Here is a 16797-nt window from a genome sequence, read left to right as displayed (position 1 = left end):
TTCCCCTCTCATGCCTTCGTTTCAGCGAGTGCATCCCGTACCCAGGCGTTATTTTCATAAGATGTCCGGCGCAGTTCCAGTCGCTCCTTCGAACGTGGTCCTCCCCCTTGGATGATCGTCTTGAATTTCGTCCAGTCTGGTTGTGCATATTCCCATTGCCCGGTCTCTTCATCAAAACGTAACGTCGGATCCGGAATAACGAGTCCAAGAGAACGAATCCGTGGCACGTACTTCGTAAAGAAGTTTTGCCGGAGCTCTTCGTTCGTTTTCGTCCGAATCTTATAGGCGATCGTCACGTCCTGTTTTGATGTCCCGGTCGTCTCTTTCGAGGCTGGTCCAAAGAACATCAACAAGGATTCCCACCACTCGTCCAGTGATTCCTGAATCATCGCCCGCTGTTCCGGTGTTCCTTCTGCGAGTGCCATGATGATCGACTCTCCGTGTTGCGCGTGGAAGACTTCCTCTGCACAGATTCGTTGCAAGGCACGCGCGTACGGTCCGTACGAAGCACCGAGCATGTTCGTCTGCGTGATGATTGCCGCCCCATCGACGAGCCAACCGATCATCCCGGCATCAGCCCATGACCGTGTCGGCATGTGGAAGACGTTATGGAACTTCAATCGTCCGGTGAATAAATCGTCCATCAAATCCCCGCGTGTCTTGCCATATGGCTTCATCAAATCCTCGACGACACGAAGCAACAGTTGCCCGTGTCCCATCTCATCCTGGACCTTTGCCATGATGCCAAGCTTCCGGCGAAGCGATGGTGCTTTTGGAACCCATTCTTTTTCCGGAAGCGCACCCATGATTTCACTGATACCGTGCATCGAAATCAATTTGATTAGCGTATCCCGGTAAAAAGCAGGCATCCAGTCATCAGCTTCAATCTTTTCACCTTGCTCAATCCGTTCCTTGAAGCGTGCTAATTTTTCTTCTTCCGTCAGTTGTACGGGTTCGAACAGTTGTGTTGCATCATACATGCTAGTTCCTCCTTTGAATCAGACGAGTGATGTCGAGCGTCGATCAACGATCCGAACGGCTTTCCCTTCTGATCGTGGTAACCCTTGATGCGGGTGACAGACGAGATCAATGGAAATGAGACATTCCGATTTGATGGCGTCACATATCGAACGCATTTGTCGCTCCGAGATGTTTTCGAATTCGATATGTAGCTCAACGGCATCGAGTCCGGCTTTGCACACAAGATGGATTTGATAATGCGGCGTCACGTCCGGCTGTTGGAGTAAGACGCGTTCAATTTCAGATGGGAAGACATTAACGCCTCGGATGATCAGCATGTCGTCCGTCCGACCTTTGACACGTGACATTCGTGTCGTCGTCCGACCACAGGCACACGCCTCATGCGTGATCGATGCTAAGTCACCCGTCCGGTAGCGAATTATTGGAAGCGCTTTCTTTTTTAAGCTTGTAAAAACGAGTTCCCCGACCATACCATCTGGTACCGGTTCCCCCGTAACGGGATCGACGACTTCCGTAATGAATAAGTCATCCATGATATGCAGACCTGCCTGCTCCTGACACTCCATCGCGACACCTGGTCCCATGATTTCACTGAGTCCATAAATATCGAATGCCTGTAGATTAAAGGTTTGTTCGAGTGTCTGACGCATCTCTTCCGACCATGGTTCAGCTCCGAAGATGCCGTAACGCATGCTTGTCTTTCGTGGGTCGATGCCTCGTTCGATCATGCGTTCTGCTAGTCGTAAGATATAAGAAGGTGTCCCACAGATGCCATCCGGTCGAAAATCCTCAATCAACGTGATTTGGCGATCCGTATTGCCGCCGGAAATCGGCAAGATCGTCATGCCTAGTTTTTCTGCCCCTGCGTGAAGCCCGAGTCCCCCTGTGAACAGTCCGTAGCCGTATGCATTGTGCAATAAGTCAGCTGACGAACCACCGGCTAAGACTAAGCTGCGCGCCACGGCACCTGCCCAGTCGTCTAAATCTTCTTGCGTGTACCCGACGACGGTCGGTTTACCGCTCGTTCCAGACGAGGCGTGAATCCGGGTGACCTGTTCCCGTTCGACGGCGAATAGCCCGAACGGATAATGATCGCGTAAATCTTGTTTGCGTGTGAAGGGAAACTTCCGCAAATCCTCGATCGTTTGAAAGTCATTTGCTGTCATCCGCAGTGTCTGCAGACGTTCTTGATAGAACGGGACGCGTGTGACGTGCGCCATCGTTTGACGTAATCGCTCCATCTGTAGCTGCTCCCGCATTTGCGCATCCATTGTTTCCTGATGTTGATCGTACATACCTGCACCTCCTCATCATGTATACAATAATTAAACGGTCGTTTGTTTTTAGTTATATGTTTAACGTACGATACGTTCACAATGTTGTCAATCTTGTTTTGTTAAATGCTCCCAAACGATTCTTACTTTATCACTTCAACGCACTTTGTCAGTAAATAAATTGGCTTATAAAGCTGATTTTCATAATCGAGAGTCTTTTTTTGGAAAATATTTCTGAAATGATTTGCTCATTTTGTAACGGGTTGATAAAATATCGTGTGACAAGTGTTATACTATTTTTGGTAAGACCACTTGATTGAATGAGGATTCGTTGTAGTGAAGGGGGATCACGATGAAACCAGGTTTAGCTGTCGGGGATACAGCAGAGATTCAAGCGGTCGTCTCGCAAGATATGTTTGCACGGTTCGAAGGTCAATTGGTTCATCCGGCATACTCCACCGTTTCGATGGTCTACCATATGGAATGGGCAGCACGTCAACTCATTCTGCCCTACTTAGAGACAGACGAAGAAGGCGTCGGGGGTGCGGTTTCGTTGAAGCATCTCGGGATGGCAGCAGAAGGCGCACGATTAATCGTGACCGCTACAGTAACACGCCTCACGGCACGTCGTGTTGACGCCGACATCGAAGTCCGGGATGGACACACGATCATCGGTACAGGGGAAGTCACACAATTCATTTTGGAAAAAAGCCGAATTCAAGAAAAATTACAAAATAATGTTTCAACAAAATGAAAGCGCTTACTTATATTTGATAGAGGAGGACTCTACTATGAACACGTTAAACCCATCTACGAATCCAACGCTCTCGATCATGGAAAAAATCGCGGGTCACGAACAAGTCGTCTTTTGCAACGATCCGGTATCAGGCTTACAAGCGATCATCGCCATTCACGATACGACGCTCGGTCCCGCTCTCGGTGGATGTCGTATGGCGCCTTACGCTTCTGTCGATGAAGCACTTGACGATGTCCTCCGCCTGTCGCGCGGCATGACGTATAAATGTGCTGCCGCTGACGTTGATTTCGGTGGTGGTAAAGCCGTCATCATCGGCAATCCAGCAACGGATAAATCACCGGAGCTTTTCCGTGCCTTCGGTCGCTTTGTCGATTCGCTTGGTGGACGTTTTTACACCGGAACGGATATGGGCACGACGATGGATGATTTCGTTCACGCTAGTCGGGAGACATCACGCATCGTTGGCATTCCAGAAGCCTTTGGTGGTAGCGGGGATTCATCGATCCCGACGGCTGAAGGTGTCGTCTATGGACTTCGGGCGACGATCGAGACGTTATTCGGTTCAGACGATTTGAGTCGTGCGACTTACGCGATCCAAGGACTTGGCAAAGTAGGCTTCAAGGTCGCAGAGAAACTGTTACTCGCCGGTGCGACGATTTATGTTTCAGACGTCAATGAAGCCGCACTCGCAGCAATCGTAACTCAAGCCGAAATGGCACCCGGGACAGTTCGCGTCGTCTCACCTCACGAAATTCATCTGACGGATGCTGATGTTTTCGTTCCATGTGCGTACGGTGGTGTCATTCACGCTCAAAACATCGCCCTCTTACCGTGCAAAGCCATCTGCGGTTCGGCGAACAATCAGCTTGCGGATGAACAGCTCGCTCACGTCTTGATGGACCGCGGCATCTTGTATGCACCGGACTATATCGTCAATGGTGGCGGATTGATCCAAGTCGCGGACGAACTGTACGGAGCAAATCACGAACGGGTCCTCCTGAAGACGCGTCACATCTATGACGCCGTGCTCGAAGTCTTCAAGGAGTCGCACGCAGAGAACATCACGACGGTTGAAGCCGCGAACCGAATGTGTGAAAAACGGATGCAAATCCGAGCAAAACACAACAACATCTTTACGAATACGACAAAACCAAAATGGGATATCCGTAACCACTGAAGGAGGGGCTGACATGGAGCAACATTTTCCGATTCAACGCATCATCGATGAAGAAGGTCGTATCATCGACGCATCAAAAGAACACGATTTGACAAAAGAGCTCGCCCTCACCCTGTATGAACAGATGCACCGAATCCGGACGTTTGACCGAAAAGCGATCAACTTACAACGCCAAGGGCGCCTCGGCACTTATGCACCGTTCGAAGGACAAGAAGCAGCGCAAGTCGGTAGTGCACTGGCGTTGTCCGATCAGGACTGGTTATTCCCGACGTACCGAGATCACGGTGCGACGTTGACGTTCGGTGCCGACATGGTTCGGACCCTTCTTTACTGGAACGGTCGTGTCGAAGGTTGCGTGCCATCTGAGAAACACATCTTCCCTCCTGCCGTGCCGATTGCGACGCAAATTCCGCATGCTGTCGGCGCCGCATGGGCGGAAAAACGAAAAGGAACGACGAACGTCGCGGTCGCTTACTTTGGTGACGGGGCGACTTCTGAAGGCGACTTCCACGAAGGGATGAACTTCGCCAGTGTCTTCCAAGCACCGGTCATTCTGTTCAACCAAAACAATCAATTCGCGATCTCTGTTCCGATCGAAAAACAGATGCATTCCGAAACGATCGCCCAAAAAGCGATCGCCTACGGGATGCCGAGCGTCCGGATCGACGGGAACGATGCGTTTGCCGTCTATTTCACGATGCAAGCAGCCGTTGCGCGTGCCCGATCTGGCGGCGGACCAACATTGATCGAAGCCGTCACGTGGCGGTTTGGTGCCCACACGACAGCTGATGATCCAACGAAATACCGCGATCAAGCTCGTTCACGTGACCGGGTCGATCCACTTGATCGACTCGAACAGTTCTTAAAACACCAAGGCTACTTCGACGAAACATGGATGCAACAGCTACAGGAACGGCATCAGGCAGAAGTTGAAGCGGCAGTAACTGCGATGGAGCAATTCAAGGCGCCAGACGTCAATGACCTGTTCGACCATACGTACGCGACCTTACCGGTTGATGTCCAGCAACAAAAAGAAGCGTATCTGCTAGCAAGGGGGAAATGAGATGGCAACACCAATCAATCGTCAAACGGAGATGACACTCGTCCAAGCTGTCACAGATGCCTTACGAACGAAACTGACAGAGGATGAGACGACGCTCGTCCTTGGAGAAGATGTCGGAAAAAATGGTGGCGTTTTCCGGGCAACGGACGGCTTACAAGAAGAGTTCGGGGAAGACCGGATTGTTGATACACCGCTCAGTGAAGCTGGCATCGTCGGTACGTCGATCGGCCTTGCCATCAATGGCTTTAAACCGATCGTCGAGATTCAATTTCTCGGCTTCATCTACCCTGCCTATGAACAAATCATGACTCACGTCTCCCGTATTCGGATGCGGACGATGGGACGGTACAGTGTGCCGATGGTCATTCGTGCGCCTTATGGTGCCGGTATTCGGGCACCGGAAATTCACTCCGACAGTACAGAAGCACTCTTTACATCGATGCCTGGTCTTAAGGTCGTTTGTCCAGCGACACCATACGATGCAAAAGGATTATTGATTGCTGCAATTGAAGATCCAGATCCCGTTTTGTTCCTTGAGTCGATGCGCAGTTACCGTTCATTCAAGGAAGTCGTACCGAGCGAATCGTATACCGTTGAAATCGGAAAAGCGCGCTGCGTCAGCGAAGGGACGGACGTAACGTTGATCGCCTGGGGAGCAATGGTTCAAGTATCCCAAAAGGCAGCAACGGCTGCTCAGGAACGCGGAATTTCTTGCGAAGTCCTCGACTTACGGACGCTTTATCCACTTGACCGGGAAACGATTGCTGCTTCCGTTCAAAAGACGGGTCGTGCCGTCATCGTCCATGAAGCCGCAGCAATGGGTGGTCTCGGTAATGATCTCGTGACGTTGATTAATGATACGGCGTTCCTTTATTTACGGGCACCGATTGCCCGCGTGACCGGTTTTGATGTTCCGGTCCCGCTGTTCGCCCTCGAAGACCATTACATTCCGACGCCAGAACGTGTCCTTGCGACGATTCAGCGTACGGTCGAGTTTTAAGGAGCTGAATGCCATGATCGAAGTTAAATTACATGATGTCGGTGAAGGGATGACAGAAGGTGAGATCGCCCATTACCTCGTCCAAGTCGGAGACCATGTCACGACGGATCAACCGGTCGTTGAGGTCGCGACTGATAAGATGGTCGCCGAACTACCGGCTCCCGTTTCCGGAATCGTCAAGGAAATCATCATCCCGGTCGGTCAGACGGTGCAAGTCGGTACGACGTTGTTGCATATCGAAGCAAGCAACGCTTCTGATATGCCAGTCACTGTAGCACCTGAAGCGTCGCGCGTACCTGAATCAGTACCTGTCGCAGTCCCACCTGTTCAAGCATCTCCAACAAAACGTGTCCTTGCGACACCATATACGCGAAAAATCGCCCGTGATCACGGGATTGATATCGAAGCTGTAACGGCTTCCGATCCGTCAGGTCGAGTCTCGGAGGACGATGTGCTTCGCTTCGTCCAGGCTGCTACTGCTCCACAAGAGACAGCTGTACCAATCCTTGAAGAGGTTACGTACCAAGAGGCATCACCGGAAACGATTCCGTTCCGCGGCATTCGCAAGCAGATCGCGAAAAAGATGACCCAGTCGCTGTATACGATTCCACACGTCACCCACTTCGAGGAAGTTGACATGACACGTTTGCTCGCTTTACGTGCCGAATGGAAAGCCGCTGGACGAAACATCAACATCAATGCTTTCTTCATCAAAGCCTTGATCGTTGCCTTAAAAGAGTATCCTGTCTTTCATGCCAAACTCGATGAAGCGAATGAATGTATTCGATTAGAGCAGGATTTCCACTTTGGCATGGCAACAGAGACACCGGACGGGTTGATGGTTCCTGTCATCCGTCATGCCGATCAGCTCTCGCTGACGGAACTGCATGAACAATTGGTCGCCTTGCAACAACGTGCTCAAAACGGTGCCTTACGCGCAGCAGATTTAAAACCAAGTACATTCACGATGAGCAATGTGGGTCCGCTCGGCAGTACGGGAGCAACACCGATCATCAATTATCCGGAAACGGCACTGATTGCCTTCCATAAGACGAAAAAACGAGCCTGTGTCGATGAAGACGATCAAATCGTCGTCCGCTCGATGATGAATTTGTCGATGTCGTTTGATCATCGTGTCGCGGACGGGGCAACGGCTGTTGCCTTTACGAACCGCTTCGTGTCACTGATTGAACATCCGACTACCCTACTTTTGGAGTTGATCTAACATGGTTGTTGGCGAACTTACACAAGAACGGGATCTCCTGATCATCGGTGGAGGTCCCGCAGGTTACACGGCAGCGATCCGCGCAGCACAAGGCGGTCGAAACGTCACCTTGATCGAACAAGATGAACTCGGTGGACTGTGTTTAAACCGAGGCTGTATCCCGTCCAAGGTCTACGCGCATACGGCAGAAGAGATGTTACGCATGCCGCATCTTGAAGACCTTGGATTCACGGTCCCTGCTGTCCATGATTTCAGTAAAATGAATGCTTACCGGAATCGAGTCGTGCAGCAATTACGTCAGGGAGTGGTCGCCCTCTGTCAGGCGAACCAGATTGAGCATATCTCTGGTGCAGCCTCCTTCCTGTCAGAAGACCGGATCGGCGTCGAGTCGGGACATCAGTTCGATACGTACCGGTTCCGGGACGTCATCATTGCGACCGGCAGTCACAGTATCCAGCACGAGGAATCGTGCCGTTTGAATGCCGAGCAGCTTTATCAACTCGAGCAGCGACCAGAGAGCTTATTGATCATTGGATCCGACACGTTAGCACTCGAAGCTGCTGCTTGTTTCCATGCACTTGGGACAGAGGTGACGTTGTTCGCGGATCACTTATCACTCGAACCAAGCCTTGAAAAGGAACTGAAGCGGACATTCAAAAAACAAAAAATCCGTCTCGTATCGGATGTCGTGACACGTATCGAGGCTTCATCAGACGCGACCGTTACCGTCATGAAAAACGGAGAAGAAGTCGCCTATCAGGGTGCCTATCTGTTCCAGTCCCTTTCCCGGATCCCGAACAGTTTGACACTCGGTCTCGAACGGATCGGTGTGACGCTTGCAGAAGACGGAACGATTCCAGTTGACGCATATGGACGAACGAATCAAGCGCATATTTACGCGATTGGTGACGTGACACCGGGTCCCCAGCTCGCCATTCGTGCGATTCACGAAGCGAAACGGACGGCAGCTCACTTGTCTGGTCAAGACGTCGATCTGACGACACCTTACTACCCAACGGTTCTACGGACTTTCCCACCGATTGCTTCGGTTGGGATGACAGAACAAGAAGCGAGTGAAGCCGGACACACGCTCCAAACCGGACAGTTCCCACTGAATGCAAACGGAGCGACGACGATTGAAGGTGGCAGTGGGTTCGTTAAGGTCATCGCTGACGAGCAAACATCACTAATCCTTGGTATTCATATGATCGGGGACGATGCCCATCGTCTCGTCGGACAATTTACACAAGCACTGGAACTGGCAGCGAAACGGGAGGATCTTCTCTTCCCTGTCATGGCTCATCCGAGTCGAGGCGAAGCCCTGACGGAATCGATAGAATCCTTATTCGGTCAATCGATCCACCTGCCACCCCGTCAACAGGTCGGTTCGCGCGCGTAATCTAAAAGAGGTGCCTCTGCGTCAGAAGCACCTCTTTTGGATTCGTCACTTCATTTCGTGTAGAAAGGAAAACATGTCATGGAACTGTACTTCACTCGTTTGCACTGGAATACGCATACGTTTCCGGTCGCCGCTACAGCAGATGGTCTCTGTTATGTCGGCGCTTGGGATGAACCGGAGGATCTATTCGACGACTGGTCGCGAAAACACTTCCCCCGAGCCGATCGGATTGCTTCTGACACCGCGCTTGCTCCGTATACGGAGCAGCTACTCGCTTATCTGAATCAGCAGTCGACGACACTGTCCTTTCCGCTTGCGCCTGTCGGTACCCCGTTCCAGCTTGAAGTCTGGAATGCTTTACGCGCGGTACCGTACGGTCAAACCGCCACCTACTCTGATATCGCGGAACGTCTCTTTCGACCGAACGCGACTCGCGCGATTGGCACGGCAATCGGAAAAAATCGATTACTGCTTGCGATTCCGTGTCACCGGATCATTGGCAAAAAAGGCGATCTTCTCGGCTATCATGGCGGTCTGAATATGAAGCGGACGCTACTCGCGCTCGAGCAACGCCTCTGATTCTCGTCCCTCTTCGCTGAAAGATAGAGCAAAAAGAATCCCGAACGGATCGCGGACTTGCGCATACCAACCTCCAAAGTCTGCTACAGCAAGAGGTGTGACGATTTGACCGTCTGTCGTTAATCGCAGATACACTTGCTCGAGCTCTTCAAGTGACGTAAAAGTCAACAACAGATGGAGTGAAGGAGAGATCTCCAGTGCATCACTCTCGTCCCAGAGCATCAATTCGAACGCACCATTTGATAAATGTGCGTGATAGACGGTGTCTCCTGTTTCGTCCATTACGAGACGACGACGTGTCATCGCAAATATGTTTTCGTAGTAAGCAATCGCCTGCTTGGCTTGTCCCGAAAAAACGAGACAAGGAGTGGCTGCATACTGCATGGAAATCCCTCCTTAAATTATGATTTAGTATCATCTTTCGCACTTTTCTTCCCGATCTCCTTCTATACACAAAAAGCCCCAATTTCCTATCCAACCGGACACGGAAAGCGGGGCTTCTTCGAATCAATCAAGATATTACACCAAAGCGATAAGCTGTTTTCCAGTGATACGCCTCACCGGGTGACAACAGGATTGATGGAAAATCAGATTCATGGACTGCATTCGGATGAGCTTGCGTTTCAAGGCATAAGCCAAGCGATGGTCGAGCCGAAACCCCATGAACCGTATAATCGGTCAGCAGTTGTGTTCCGGTATAGAGCACGACTGCTGGCTGATTTGTTGTCACGTCGACGAAGCGACCGGATACCGGATCTTCAAGTCGGAGTGTGTCAGCCCGCAACACGAATGGATGATCGTAGCCGTTTCCGACAGCAATCGTCTCGGGATGTTCCAGCGTAATCCCGTCACGAATCGACTGACCGTTACGGAAATCAAACGGGGTTCCGGAGACATCCCGTTGTTCGCCCGTCGGCAAGCCATCTGGCTGGACGGGTAAGTAGTAGTCACTTGGTAACGTCAAGACGTGATCCAACACATCCCGCTTCGCATTTCCCGATAAGTTGAAGTACGTATGATTCGTCAGATTGAGGGGTGTCGTTTGATCCGTTACAGCCGTCATCTCAAGCGTCAGTGTCGTATCGTCTAGGCGATAATACACGTCGAGCGTGACCGTTCCCGGATAACCTTCTTCTCCGTCTGGACTGTTCAAGCGCAAGTGGAACAATCTATCCGTCGCTTCAATGACATCGAACCACGCTTGATCGAATCCGTGAATCCCACCATGTAGATGATTCGCACCGTCGTTTGCGACGAGCGGATAGACGTCTCCCGCTACTTCGAAGCGCGCCTGTCCGATTCGACCAGCGACGCGTCCGACGATTGCCCCGAAGTAAGGCGAGTGCTGTTGATAATCTTCCACCGTCTCGAGGCCAAGGACAACACTCTCTAAATGACCATCCCGATCGATCGTCCGGATATCTTGGATGATGCCGCCGTAGTTCCAGAGTGTCACTTCGATGCCTTCCTGGCGTAACGTATGGCGGATCAACTCTTTCTCAAGTAGTCGTGTCATCGTTGTTCCTCCACCGGTTGGCGCGTCACGAGTTGAATGAATCGTCCGAACGCTGCCTGACCGTCTTCCGTCTGCTTAAAGACGCCACAGTCCTCGAGACCACGTACGAATTTCGCGGCGACTGCTTGTTCGACGTACATCGTGACATCTTGACCGTCATACGCTTGTTTTAGTTCCTCTGCCCAGTCAGCATGAGCAACTGCCACTTCGTCGATTTCACCTGTGATGAATCGTTCAACCTGTTGCAACTCTTGGAGCAAACGTGCCGGTAAGACCGCCAGTCCCATCACCTCGATCAAACCGATATTTTCCCGTTTGATATGGTGAATATCAGCATGCGTATGGAAAATACCGTCCGGATGTTCTGCTGACGTCCGGTTGTTCCGTAAGACGAGATCGAGCTCGAATTGTCCATCACGCTGACGAGCAATCGGCGTCACCGTATTGTGTCGCGTCTCACCTGTGTGTGACTGGATCTCTTGACTCTCATCCGTATACGTCAACCACGTCTCATAGACGGTCGTCGCAACATCGAGTAGTGCCGACGCATCTGTACTTTTCAGACGCAACACACTCAGTGGCCAGTGTAAAGTTTCACCAGTGACTGTCGGCTGATCCGGGAACGTAAAGGATGTTAAAGCTTTTGCCCGGTCCATCGCAAACGTATAGCGACCGCCCTGATAATGATCATGCGTCAAGATCGATCCACCGACGATCGGCAGGTCGGCGTTCGAACCAGCAAAGTAATGTGGGAATTGCTCGATGAAGGCGAGCAGACGTGCAAACGCATCCCGATTGATGACCATGTCACGATGTTCCTGCGACAAAATGATGCTATGTTCGTTGTAGTAGACATACGGTGAGTATTGTAGTGCCCATGGTTCTTCCATCAGTGTCAGCGGAACGATTCGGTGATTCGCACGGGCTGGATGATTCGCACGACCCGCGTAGCCGACGTTTTCAACGCATAACAGGCAGGTCGGATAGTTCGACGTCGTCGGTGCCTCCGTCCGGGCTGCCGCGATTTCACGCGGATCTTTTTCCGGCTTCGATAAGTTGATCGTGACATCGATCGTTCCGTAAGCTGTCTCCGCTTGATAACGTTTATTTTTAGCAATCCGTTTCGTTTGAATGTAGTTACTTGCTTGGCTCAGTTGGTAAAAATAATCCGTCGCAGCAATAGGTGATTCAGCGTACAGACGACGGAATACCGCCGTCACGTCAGATGGACGGGCGACGAAGATATCCATCACATCTGCTGCGAACTGCTCTTTGTCTTCAAGACGCGCCGGCAACTGTCCGCTTGCGATCAACACTTCGATCATGTCATCCAAAACATCTGGAATTGGGCGAGATGGTACGTCTGCCTGTTCTTCAAAATCGGCTTGACCGACCCGCGCTAGAATCCGGTTCCGGGCGTAGATCGCATCTTCCGGTTCAATCAAGCGTTCCTGGATTGCTTGCGCTACTAACTGTTGGATGAGTTCATTCATCGCCGTCACTCTCCTCATTCTGTCTCTCTTTAACGAACGCTCGTCCGGTATCCTTCTGGATTGTGCGCATGCCAATTCCAAGCATCACGGATGATTGTTTCGATGTCGGTACGTTGTGGTGTCCAGCCGAGAACTTCTTTTGCTTTAGCGGATCCGGCGATCAAGATACTCGGATCCCCTGCACGACGTTCGATGATTCGTTCTGGAATCGGATGTCCAGTTACACGACGAGCTGCTTCGATGATTTCTCGCACGGAAAACCCTTGGCTTGAACCGAGGTTAAAGACCGTACTATCGTTGCCATTCGCTAAAAAATCGAGTGCTCGTATATGGGCATCGATCAAGTCTTCAACATGGATGTAATCACGAATGCACGTGCCATCCGGCGTTGGATAATCATCGCCATAAATCGAAATTTCTGCCCGTTGTCGGTTGGCGACTTCAAGGACGAGCGGAATCAAATGTGTTTCTGGTGTATGGTCTTCCCCGATCTCTCCGGTTGCCCGTGCACCGGCGACATTAAAGTAACGTAACGCGACGTAACGTAAGCCATACGCTTGTTCAGACCATCGCATCATCTTCTCCATCATCAACTTCGTCTCACCATAGGCATTCGTTGGACGTGTTTCCGCTGTTTCGAGAATCGGCATTTGTTCCTGTTCACCGTATGTCGCTGCCGTCGAAGAGAAGACGATTTGTTTGATGTCATGAGCAGTCATCGCTTCGAGCAACACTTGTGTCCCGTAAACGTTGTTATCAAAGTAACGTAATGGTTCCGTCATCGACTCGCCGACGAGTGAAAAAGCAGCGAAATGAACGACTTGTTCAATCGTCTCTTCCGTAAAGACGCGATCGAGAAAAGCACGATCGCGTATGTCTCCTTCATATAGACGCGCTTGCGGATGAACCGCTTCACGGTGTCCGGATTGCAGATGGTCGATGACGACGACATCCTTTCCGGCATCAATCAATTGATAGACGGCATGGGAGCCGATATAACCAGCTCCACCTACGACTAACGTTGCCATTTAGATGACCTCCCGTTCGATTTCACGTGCTCCGTCACCGACCGTCGCCGTATAGAACGTCGCCGGGTAACCGATCCGTGCTTCATAATGTTCGCCGACAGCTTGTTTGAAGGCGTCGACTGCCTCGTCTTCAACGATCGCAATCGCACAGCCCCCAAAACCAGCACCTGTCATCCGTGCGCCGAGCACGCCCGGTTGTTCCCAAGCCGCTTCGACGAGTGTATCGAGTTCAATCCCTGTCACTTCATAATCTTCCCGTAACGAGACGTGTGAAGCGTTCATCAACTGACCGAACGTCGTCAGTTCTCCCGCTTCAAGTGCTGCTAGTGCCTGAAGCGTTCGTTCATTCTCTGAAATCGCATGGCGGGCGCGACGCATCAAACGTTCGTCTTCCCATGCGACTTTTGCAAATTCTGAAGTCGTCCATTGTCCGAGTGCTTCCCGTGGCGTGAATTGATTGAGATAAGCGAGTGCTGTCTCACATTCCGCCCGGCGTTCATTGTATTTCGAATCCGCCAATTCACGGCGTTTGTTCGTATTCATGATGATGATTGTATACCCCGTCAAATCGAGTGGGGCATACGTATAATCGAGCGTCTCACAATCGAGCAACAATCCCGCTCCCGCTTTTCCCATACCGATCGCAAACTGATCCATGATACCACTGTTGACGCCAATATAACGGTTTTCGACTTGTTGACCGAACCGGACGAGATCAAGACGTGGAATCTCTAATCCGTATAATCGATTGAGCAAGACACCGATGACGAGTTCAAGCGAAGCCGATGATGAAAGACCAGCTCCATTCGGGATGTCACCTTGAATCAGGATGTCACATCCTGAATCGATTCGGTACCCGGCTTCCTGTAAGACTGTAATCATCCCCTTCGCATAGTTCGCCCAACTGTGCGTCGCGTCATACGCAAGTTCGTCGAGTGCGACTTCGATGATGCCGTCTTGCTCGAAATTCAGTGAGTAGAAGCGGAAGCGTTGATCGTCTCGTTTTCGTGCGATCGCATGCGTACCGAACGTCAACGCACATGGAAAGACGTGACCGCCATTGTAATCCGTATGTTCACCGATTAAGTTGATCCGTCCTGGTGCAAAGAAGCGATGCGTCGACGGTGAGCCAAACCGCTGTTCAAATTGTGCTTCTAACGTCTGGTCTGTCATACGATCGTCTCCTTTGATTCAAGTAGTGAGAGCGCACGGTGGACTGGCTGAATCCGCAAGCAGCGGGCTTCATAGTCTGTCGTGTATGAGAACGTCAAGCCTTGTTGCATCAAGTAAGCGCCGCTTAACGTCCGGTCCTCGACTTGATAACGCATTGCTGGGTCGAGTCCTTTTAGCTTGAAGTGATACTGGTGTGTTCCGTATTGTCGAAGTGGCGCGATCGCAAGCAAGACCGTTTCTTCTTCCGATGTATATTGCATGACGCTTGGCGTCTGTTGTGTAAAAGCAGATAGGCGGTACTGGATGCCGCGTTGGATCGTCGGACGAATCGCTTGATATGTCTCGATCCAGCCTTTTGCTTCCGCAAGTTCATCCGTTGACCACTCGCTTAAGTTACCACCGATGCCGAGTGTACCTTGCATCGAGGAGACGAAGCGTGTCGCAAGTGGTACGTTGCGCCCATTTAACCAGTTCGGTCCGTCCGTCACCCAGCAGCTCATCATCTTCGCATTGTAGGCATACGAGAAGTCATGCTGAATTTGTAAGCGATCGAGTGGATCGGTGTTATCACTCGTCCAGACTTGTTCCGTCCGTGAGAGGATTCCAAGGTCGATCCGTCCGCCACCACCTGCACAGGCTTCAAAGTCGACCGTCGGATGCAAGCGACGTAATTCATCAAAGATTCGGTACAACGCATCGACGTGACGTTTCCATAATTCCTGTTGGCGATCCGTCTGGTCTTTTGGAACACCCGGTTCCGAGAAGGCGCGGTTCATGTCCCACTTGATGTAGTCGATTGCGTGACGCGTCAGCAAGTCATCCATCATCTCGAGAATGAACTGCTCGACTTCTGGTAATCCGAGATTCAAGACGTATTGATTCCGTGACGTCGTCCGAACCGCATCCCGTGCATGGTAAATCCAGTCCGGATGCGCCCGGTATAGATCAGAATCCGGGTTGACCATCTCCGGTTCGACCCATAGTCCGAATTGTAAACCTTGCTGTTTCACATACGAGATCAAAGGCTCTAGACCGTTCGGGAATTTTTCCCGATTGACGTGCCAGTCCCCGAGTCCCGCTTGATCGGAATGGCGTTCGCCAAACCAACCGTCATCGACGACGAACAGCTCACAACCGATTCCTGCTGCAAGATCAACGAGTTCACGTTGACCAGATTCCGTCACATCGAAATAAGTCGCTTCCCATGAGTTATAGAGAACTGGACGCTCCGTCGCACGCGGCATGATGACGTCACGCTGAAACGAATGCGCATAGGCGCTCATATCCGCAAACCCGTCCGCATAGCCGATGTAGAACGTTGGTGTCGTCAACTGTTGTTGATGTGATAGTTTCCAACTGAAGTCAAACGGATTCATTCCACCTGACAGTTGGACAAAACCGAACGCATCTTGTTCGACATGAATCGCCCAGTTGCCGGAATAAGCAAAATGTCCGTAGACGACTTCACCGCTGTCTTCTGTCGCGTCCTGCTCGAGCGCGAACCAGGGATTCGCTTGGTGACTCGTCACCCCACGCCGACTTTCAATCGTCTGACGCCCTGGTGTCACCGGTGTGATCTGTTTCTTGAACTCACCTGTCCACATGCCAGCAAAGTGATGAAGTTTTAAATTCGGTTGATGCCAGCGTCCCATCGCAAAGGACTGGGCTGCTGTCAAACGAACAGGTAATCGTCCCGTGTTTTCGACGACGATCGAACGACCGATGATGTCGTAATCGGTGAACACTTCGTACTGAACCCCGACACGCATCTCCTGCAAGGGATCAAACAGCCAGAGCGTCAATTTCGTTTCTGTCTGCTCGGATCGTTCAAACTGGAACTGGTGAATCCGTTGCCCGTCCTCTCGTTCCGACTTCAATGTCGGCTCCGTATACAACATCTCACCGAATGGTACGAAATCGTACGTCGCGACGCCATCTGGTGATTCAAACGAACTGTGTGCGACGATCGGACTCGGTAACGCTTCATAATCATCTCGATATGGTAACTTGGCACCGAAATACGTGTGAATCAGCTTACCGTTCGCACCGATCGTGACGACGTGAGCGACCCGTTTCCCTTCGATGACGAAACGACGTCCTGCTACTTCAAAGATTGCCATGGTTCTCTTCCT

General features: G+C 51.3%; 15 protein-coding genes. 7 read left to right on the top strand and 8 right to left on the bottom strand.

Annotation, left to right across the window (positions count from 1 at the left end):
- Nucleotides 1-8: 8 nt before the first annotated feature.
- Together paaA and L985_RS02310 are read right to left on the bottom strand one after the other, a co-directional pair.
- On the bottom strand, nucleotides 9-980 hold the full coding sequence (gene paaA, locus L985_RS02315; protein ID WP_029343359.1) for a 1,2-phenylacetyl-CoA epoxidase subunit PaaA: 972 nt from the start codon (nucleotides 978-980) through the stop codon (nucleotides 9-11).
- 18 nt (nucleotides 981-998) lie between these two features.
- A complete protein-coding gene (locus L985_RS02310; protein ID WP_047391558.1) occupies nucleotides 999-2276 on the bottom strand; it encodes a phenylacetate--CoA ligase family protein in 1278 nt (425 codons plus the stop codon).
- A gap of 331 nt (nucleotides 2277-2607) precedes the next feature.
- Between L985_RS02310 and L985_RS02305 the strand changes: the two genes are divergently transcribed.
- From L985_RS02305 to L985_RS02275, 7 genes are all read left to right on the top strand, one after another.
- Complete coding sequence (locus tag L985_RS02305; RefSeq protein ID WP_047391561.1) at nucleotides 2608-3009, top strand: thioesterase family protein; 402 nt, start codon at nucleotides 2608-2610, stop codon at nucleotides 3007-3009.
- Nucleotides 3010-3046: 37 nt separating this feature from the next.
- Entirely contained in the window at nucleotides 3047-4189 is a 1143-nt protein-coding gene (locus L985_RS02300; protein WP_047391564.1) for a Glu/Leu/Phe/Val family dehydrogenase, read from the top strand.
- Nucleotides 4190-4202: 13 nt separating this feature from the next.
- The gene (gene pdhA / locus L985_RS02295; RefSeq protein ID WP_047391568.1) at nucleotides 4203-5252 is read left to right on the top strand and encodes a pyruvate dehydrogenase (acetyl-transferring) E1 component subunit alpha; all 1050 of its coding nucleotides are present in this window, start codon (nucleotides 4203-4205) and stop codon (nucleotides 5250-5252) included.
- A gap of 1 nt (nucleotide 5253) precedes the next feature.
- Entirely contained in the window at nucleotides 5254-6252 is a 999-nt protein-coding gene (locus L985_RS02290) for an alpha-ketoacid dehydrogenase subunit beta (protein WP_047391573.1), read from the top strand.
- 13 nt (nucleotides 6253-6265) lie between these two features.
- Complete coding sequence (locus L985_RS02285) at nucleotides 6266-7477, top strand: dihydrolipoamide acetyltransferase family protein (RefSeq protein ID WP_197499336.1); 1212 nt, start codon at nucleotides 6266-6268, stop codon at nucleotides 7475-7477.
- A gap of 1 nt (nucleotide 7478) precedes the next feature.
- Complete coding sequence (locus tag L985_RS02280) at nucleotides 7479-8876, top strand: dihydrolipoyl dehydrogenase family protein (RefSeq protein WP_047391576.1); 1398 nt, start codon at nucleotides 7479-7481, stop codon at nucleotides 8874-8876.
- 78 nt (nucleotides 8877-8954) lie between these two features.
- Entirely contained in the window at nucleotides 8955-9455 is a 501-nt protein-coding gene (locus L985_RS02275) for a methylated-DNA--[protein]-cysteine S-methyltransferase (RefSeq protein WP_029343351.1), read from the top strand.
- On the opposite strand, the gene L985_RS02270 is transcribed toward L985_RS02275, so the two are convergent.
- The 6 genes from L985_RS02270 to L985_RS02245 form a co-directional block, all read right to left on the bottom strand.
- Nucleotides 9429-9839: a VOC family protein gene (locus tag L985_RS02270; RefSeq protein ID WP_047391581.1), complete on the bottom strand. Its 411-nt coding sequence runs from the start codon at nucleotides 9837-9839 to the stop codon at nucleotides 9429-9431. The genes L985_RS02275 and L985_RS02270 overlap by 27 nt on opposite strands.
- A 127-nt stretch (nucleotides 9840-9966) precedes the next feature.
- A complete protein-coding gene (locus L985_RS02265; protein ID WP_047391585.1) occupies nucleotides 9967-10971 on the bottom strand; it encodes an aldose epimerase family protein in 1005 nt (334 codons plus the stop codon).
- Nucleotides 10968-12464, bottom strand: a complete 1497-nt coding sequence (locus tag L985_RS02260; RefSeq protein ID WP_047391588.1) for a UDP-glucose--hexose-1-phosphate uridylyltransferase — start codon at nucleotides 12462-12464, stop codon at nucleotides 10968-10970. Before L985_RS02260 ends, L985_RS02265 begins: the two co-directional genes overlap by 4 nt.
- A 29-nt stretch (nucleotides 12465-12493) precedes the next feature.
- Nucleotides 12494-13492 carry a UDP-glucose 4-epimerase GalE gene (galE, locus tag L985_RS02255; RefSeq protein WP_047391592.1) on the bottom strand — a complete coding sequence of 333 codons (999 nt, stop codon included), beginning with the start codon at nucleotides 13490-13492 and terminating at the stop codon, nucleotides 12494-12496.
- Nucleotides 13493-14665, bottom strand: coding sequence for a galactokinase (locus tag L985_RS02250; RefSeq protein WP_047391595.1), 1173 nt, complete (start codon nucleotides 14663-14665; stop codon nucleotides 13493-13495).
- Nucleotides 14662-16785 carry an alpha-galactosidase gene (locus L985_RS02245; RefSeq protein WP_047391598.1) on the bottom strand — a complete coding sequence of 708 codons (2124 nt, stop codon included), beginning with the start codon at nucleotides 16783-16785 and terminating at the stop codon, nucleotides 14662-14664. Before L985_RS02245 ends, L985_RS02250 begins: the two co-directional genes overlap by 4 nt.
- Between the last annotated feature and the right edge of the window lie 12 nt (nucleotides 16786-16797).

This window comes from Exiguobacterium sp. ZWU0009 (assembly GCF_000798935.2).
GTDB lineage: Bacteria > Bacillota > Bacilli > Exiguobacteriales > Exiguobacteriaceae > Exiguobacterium_A > Exiguobacterium_A acetylicum.
This window is presented reverse-complemented; position numbering and strand designations above follow the sequence as displayed.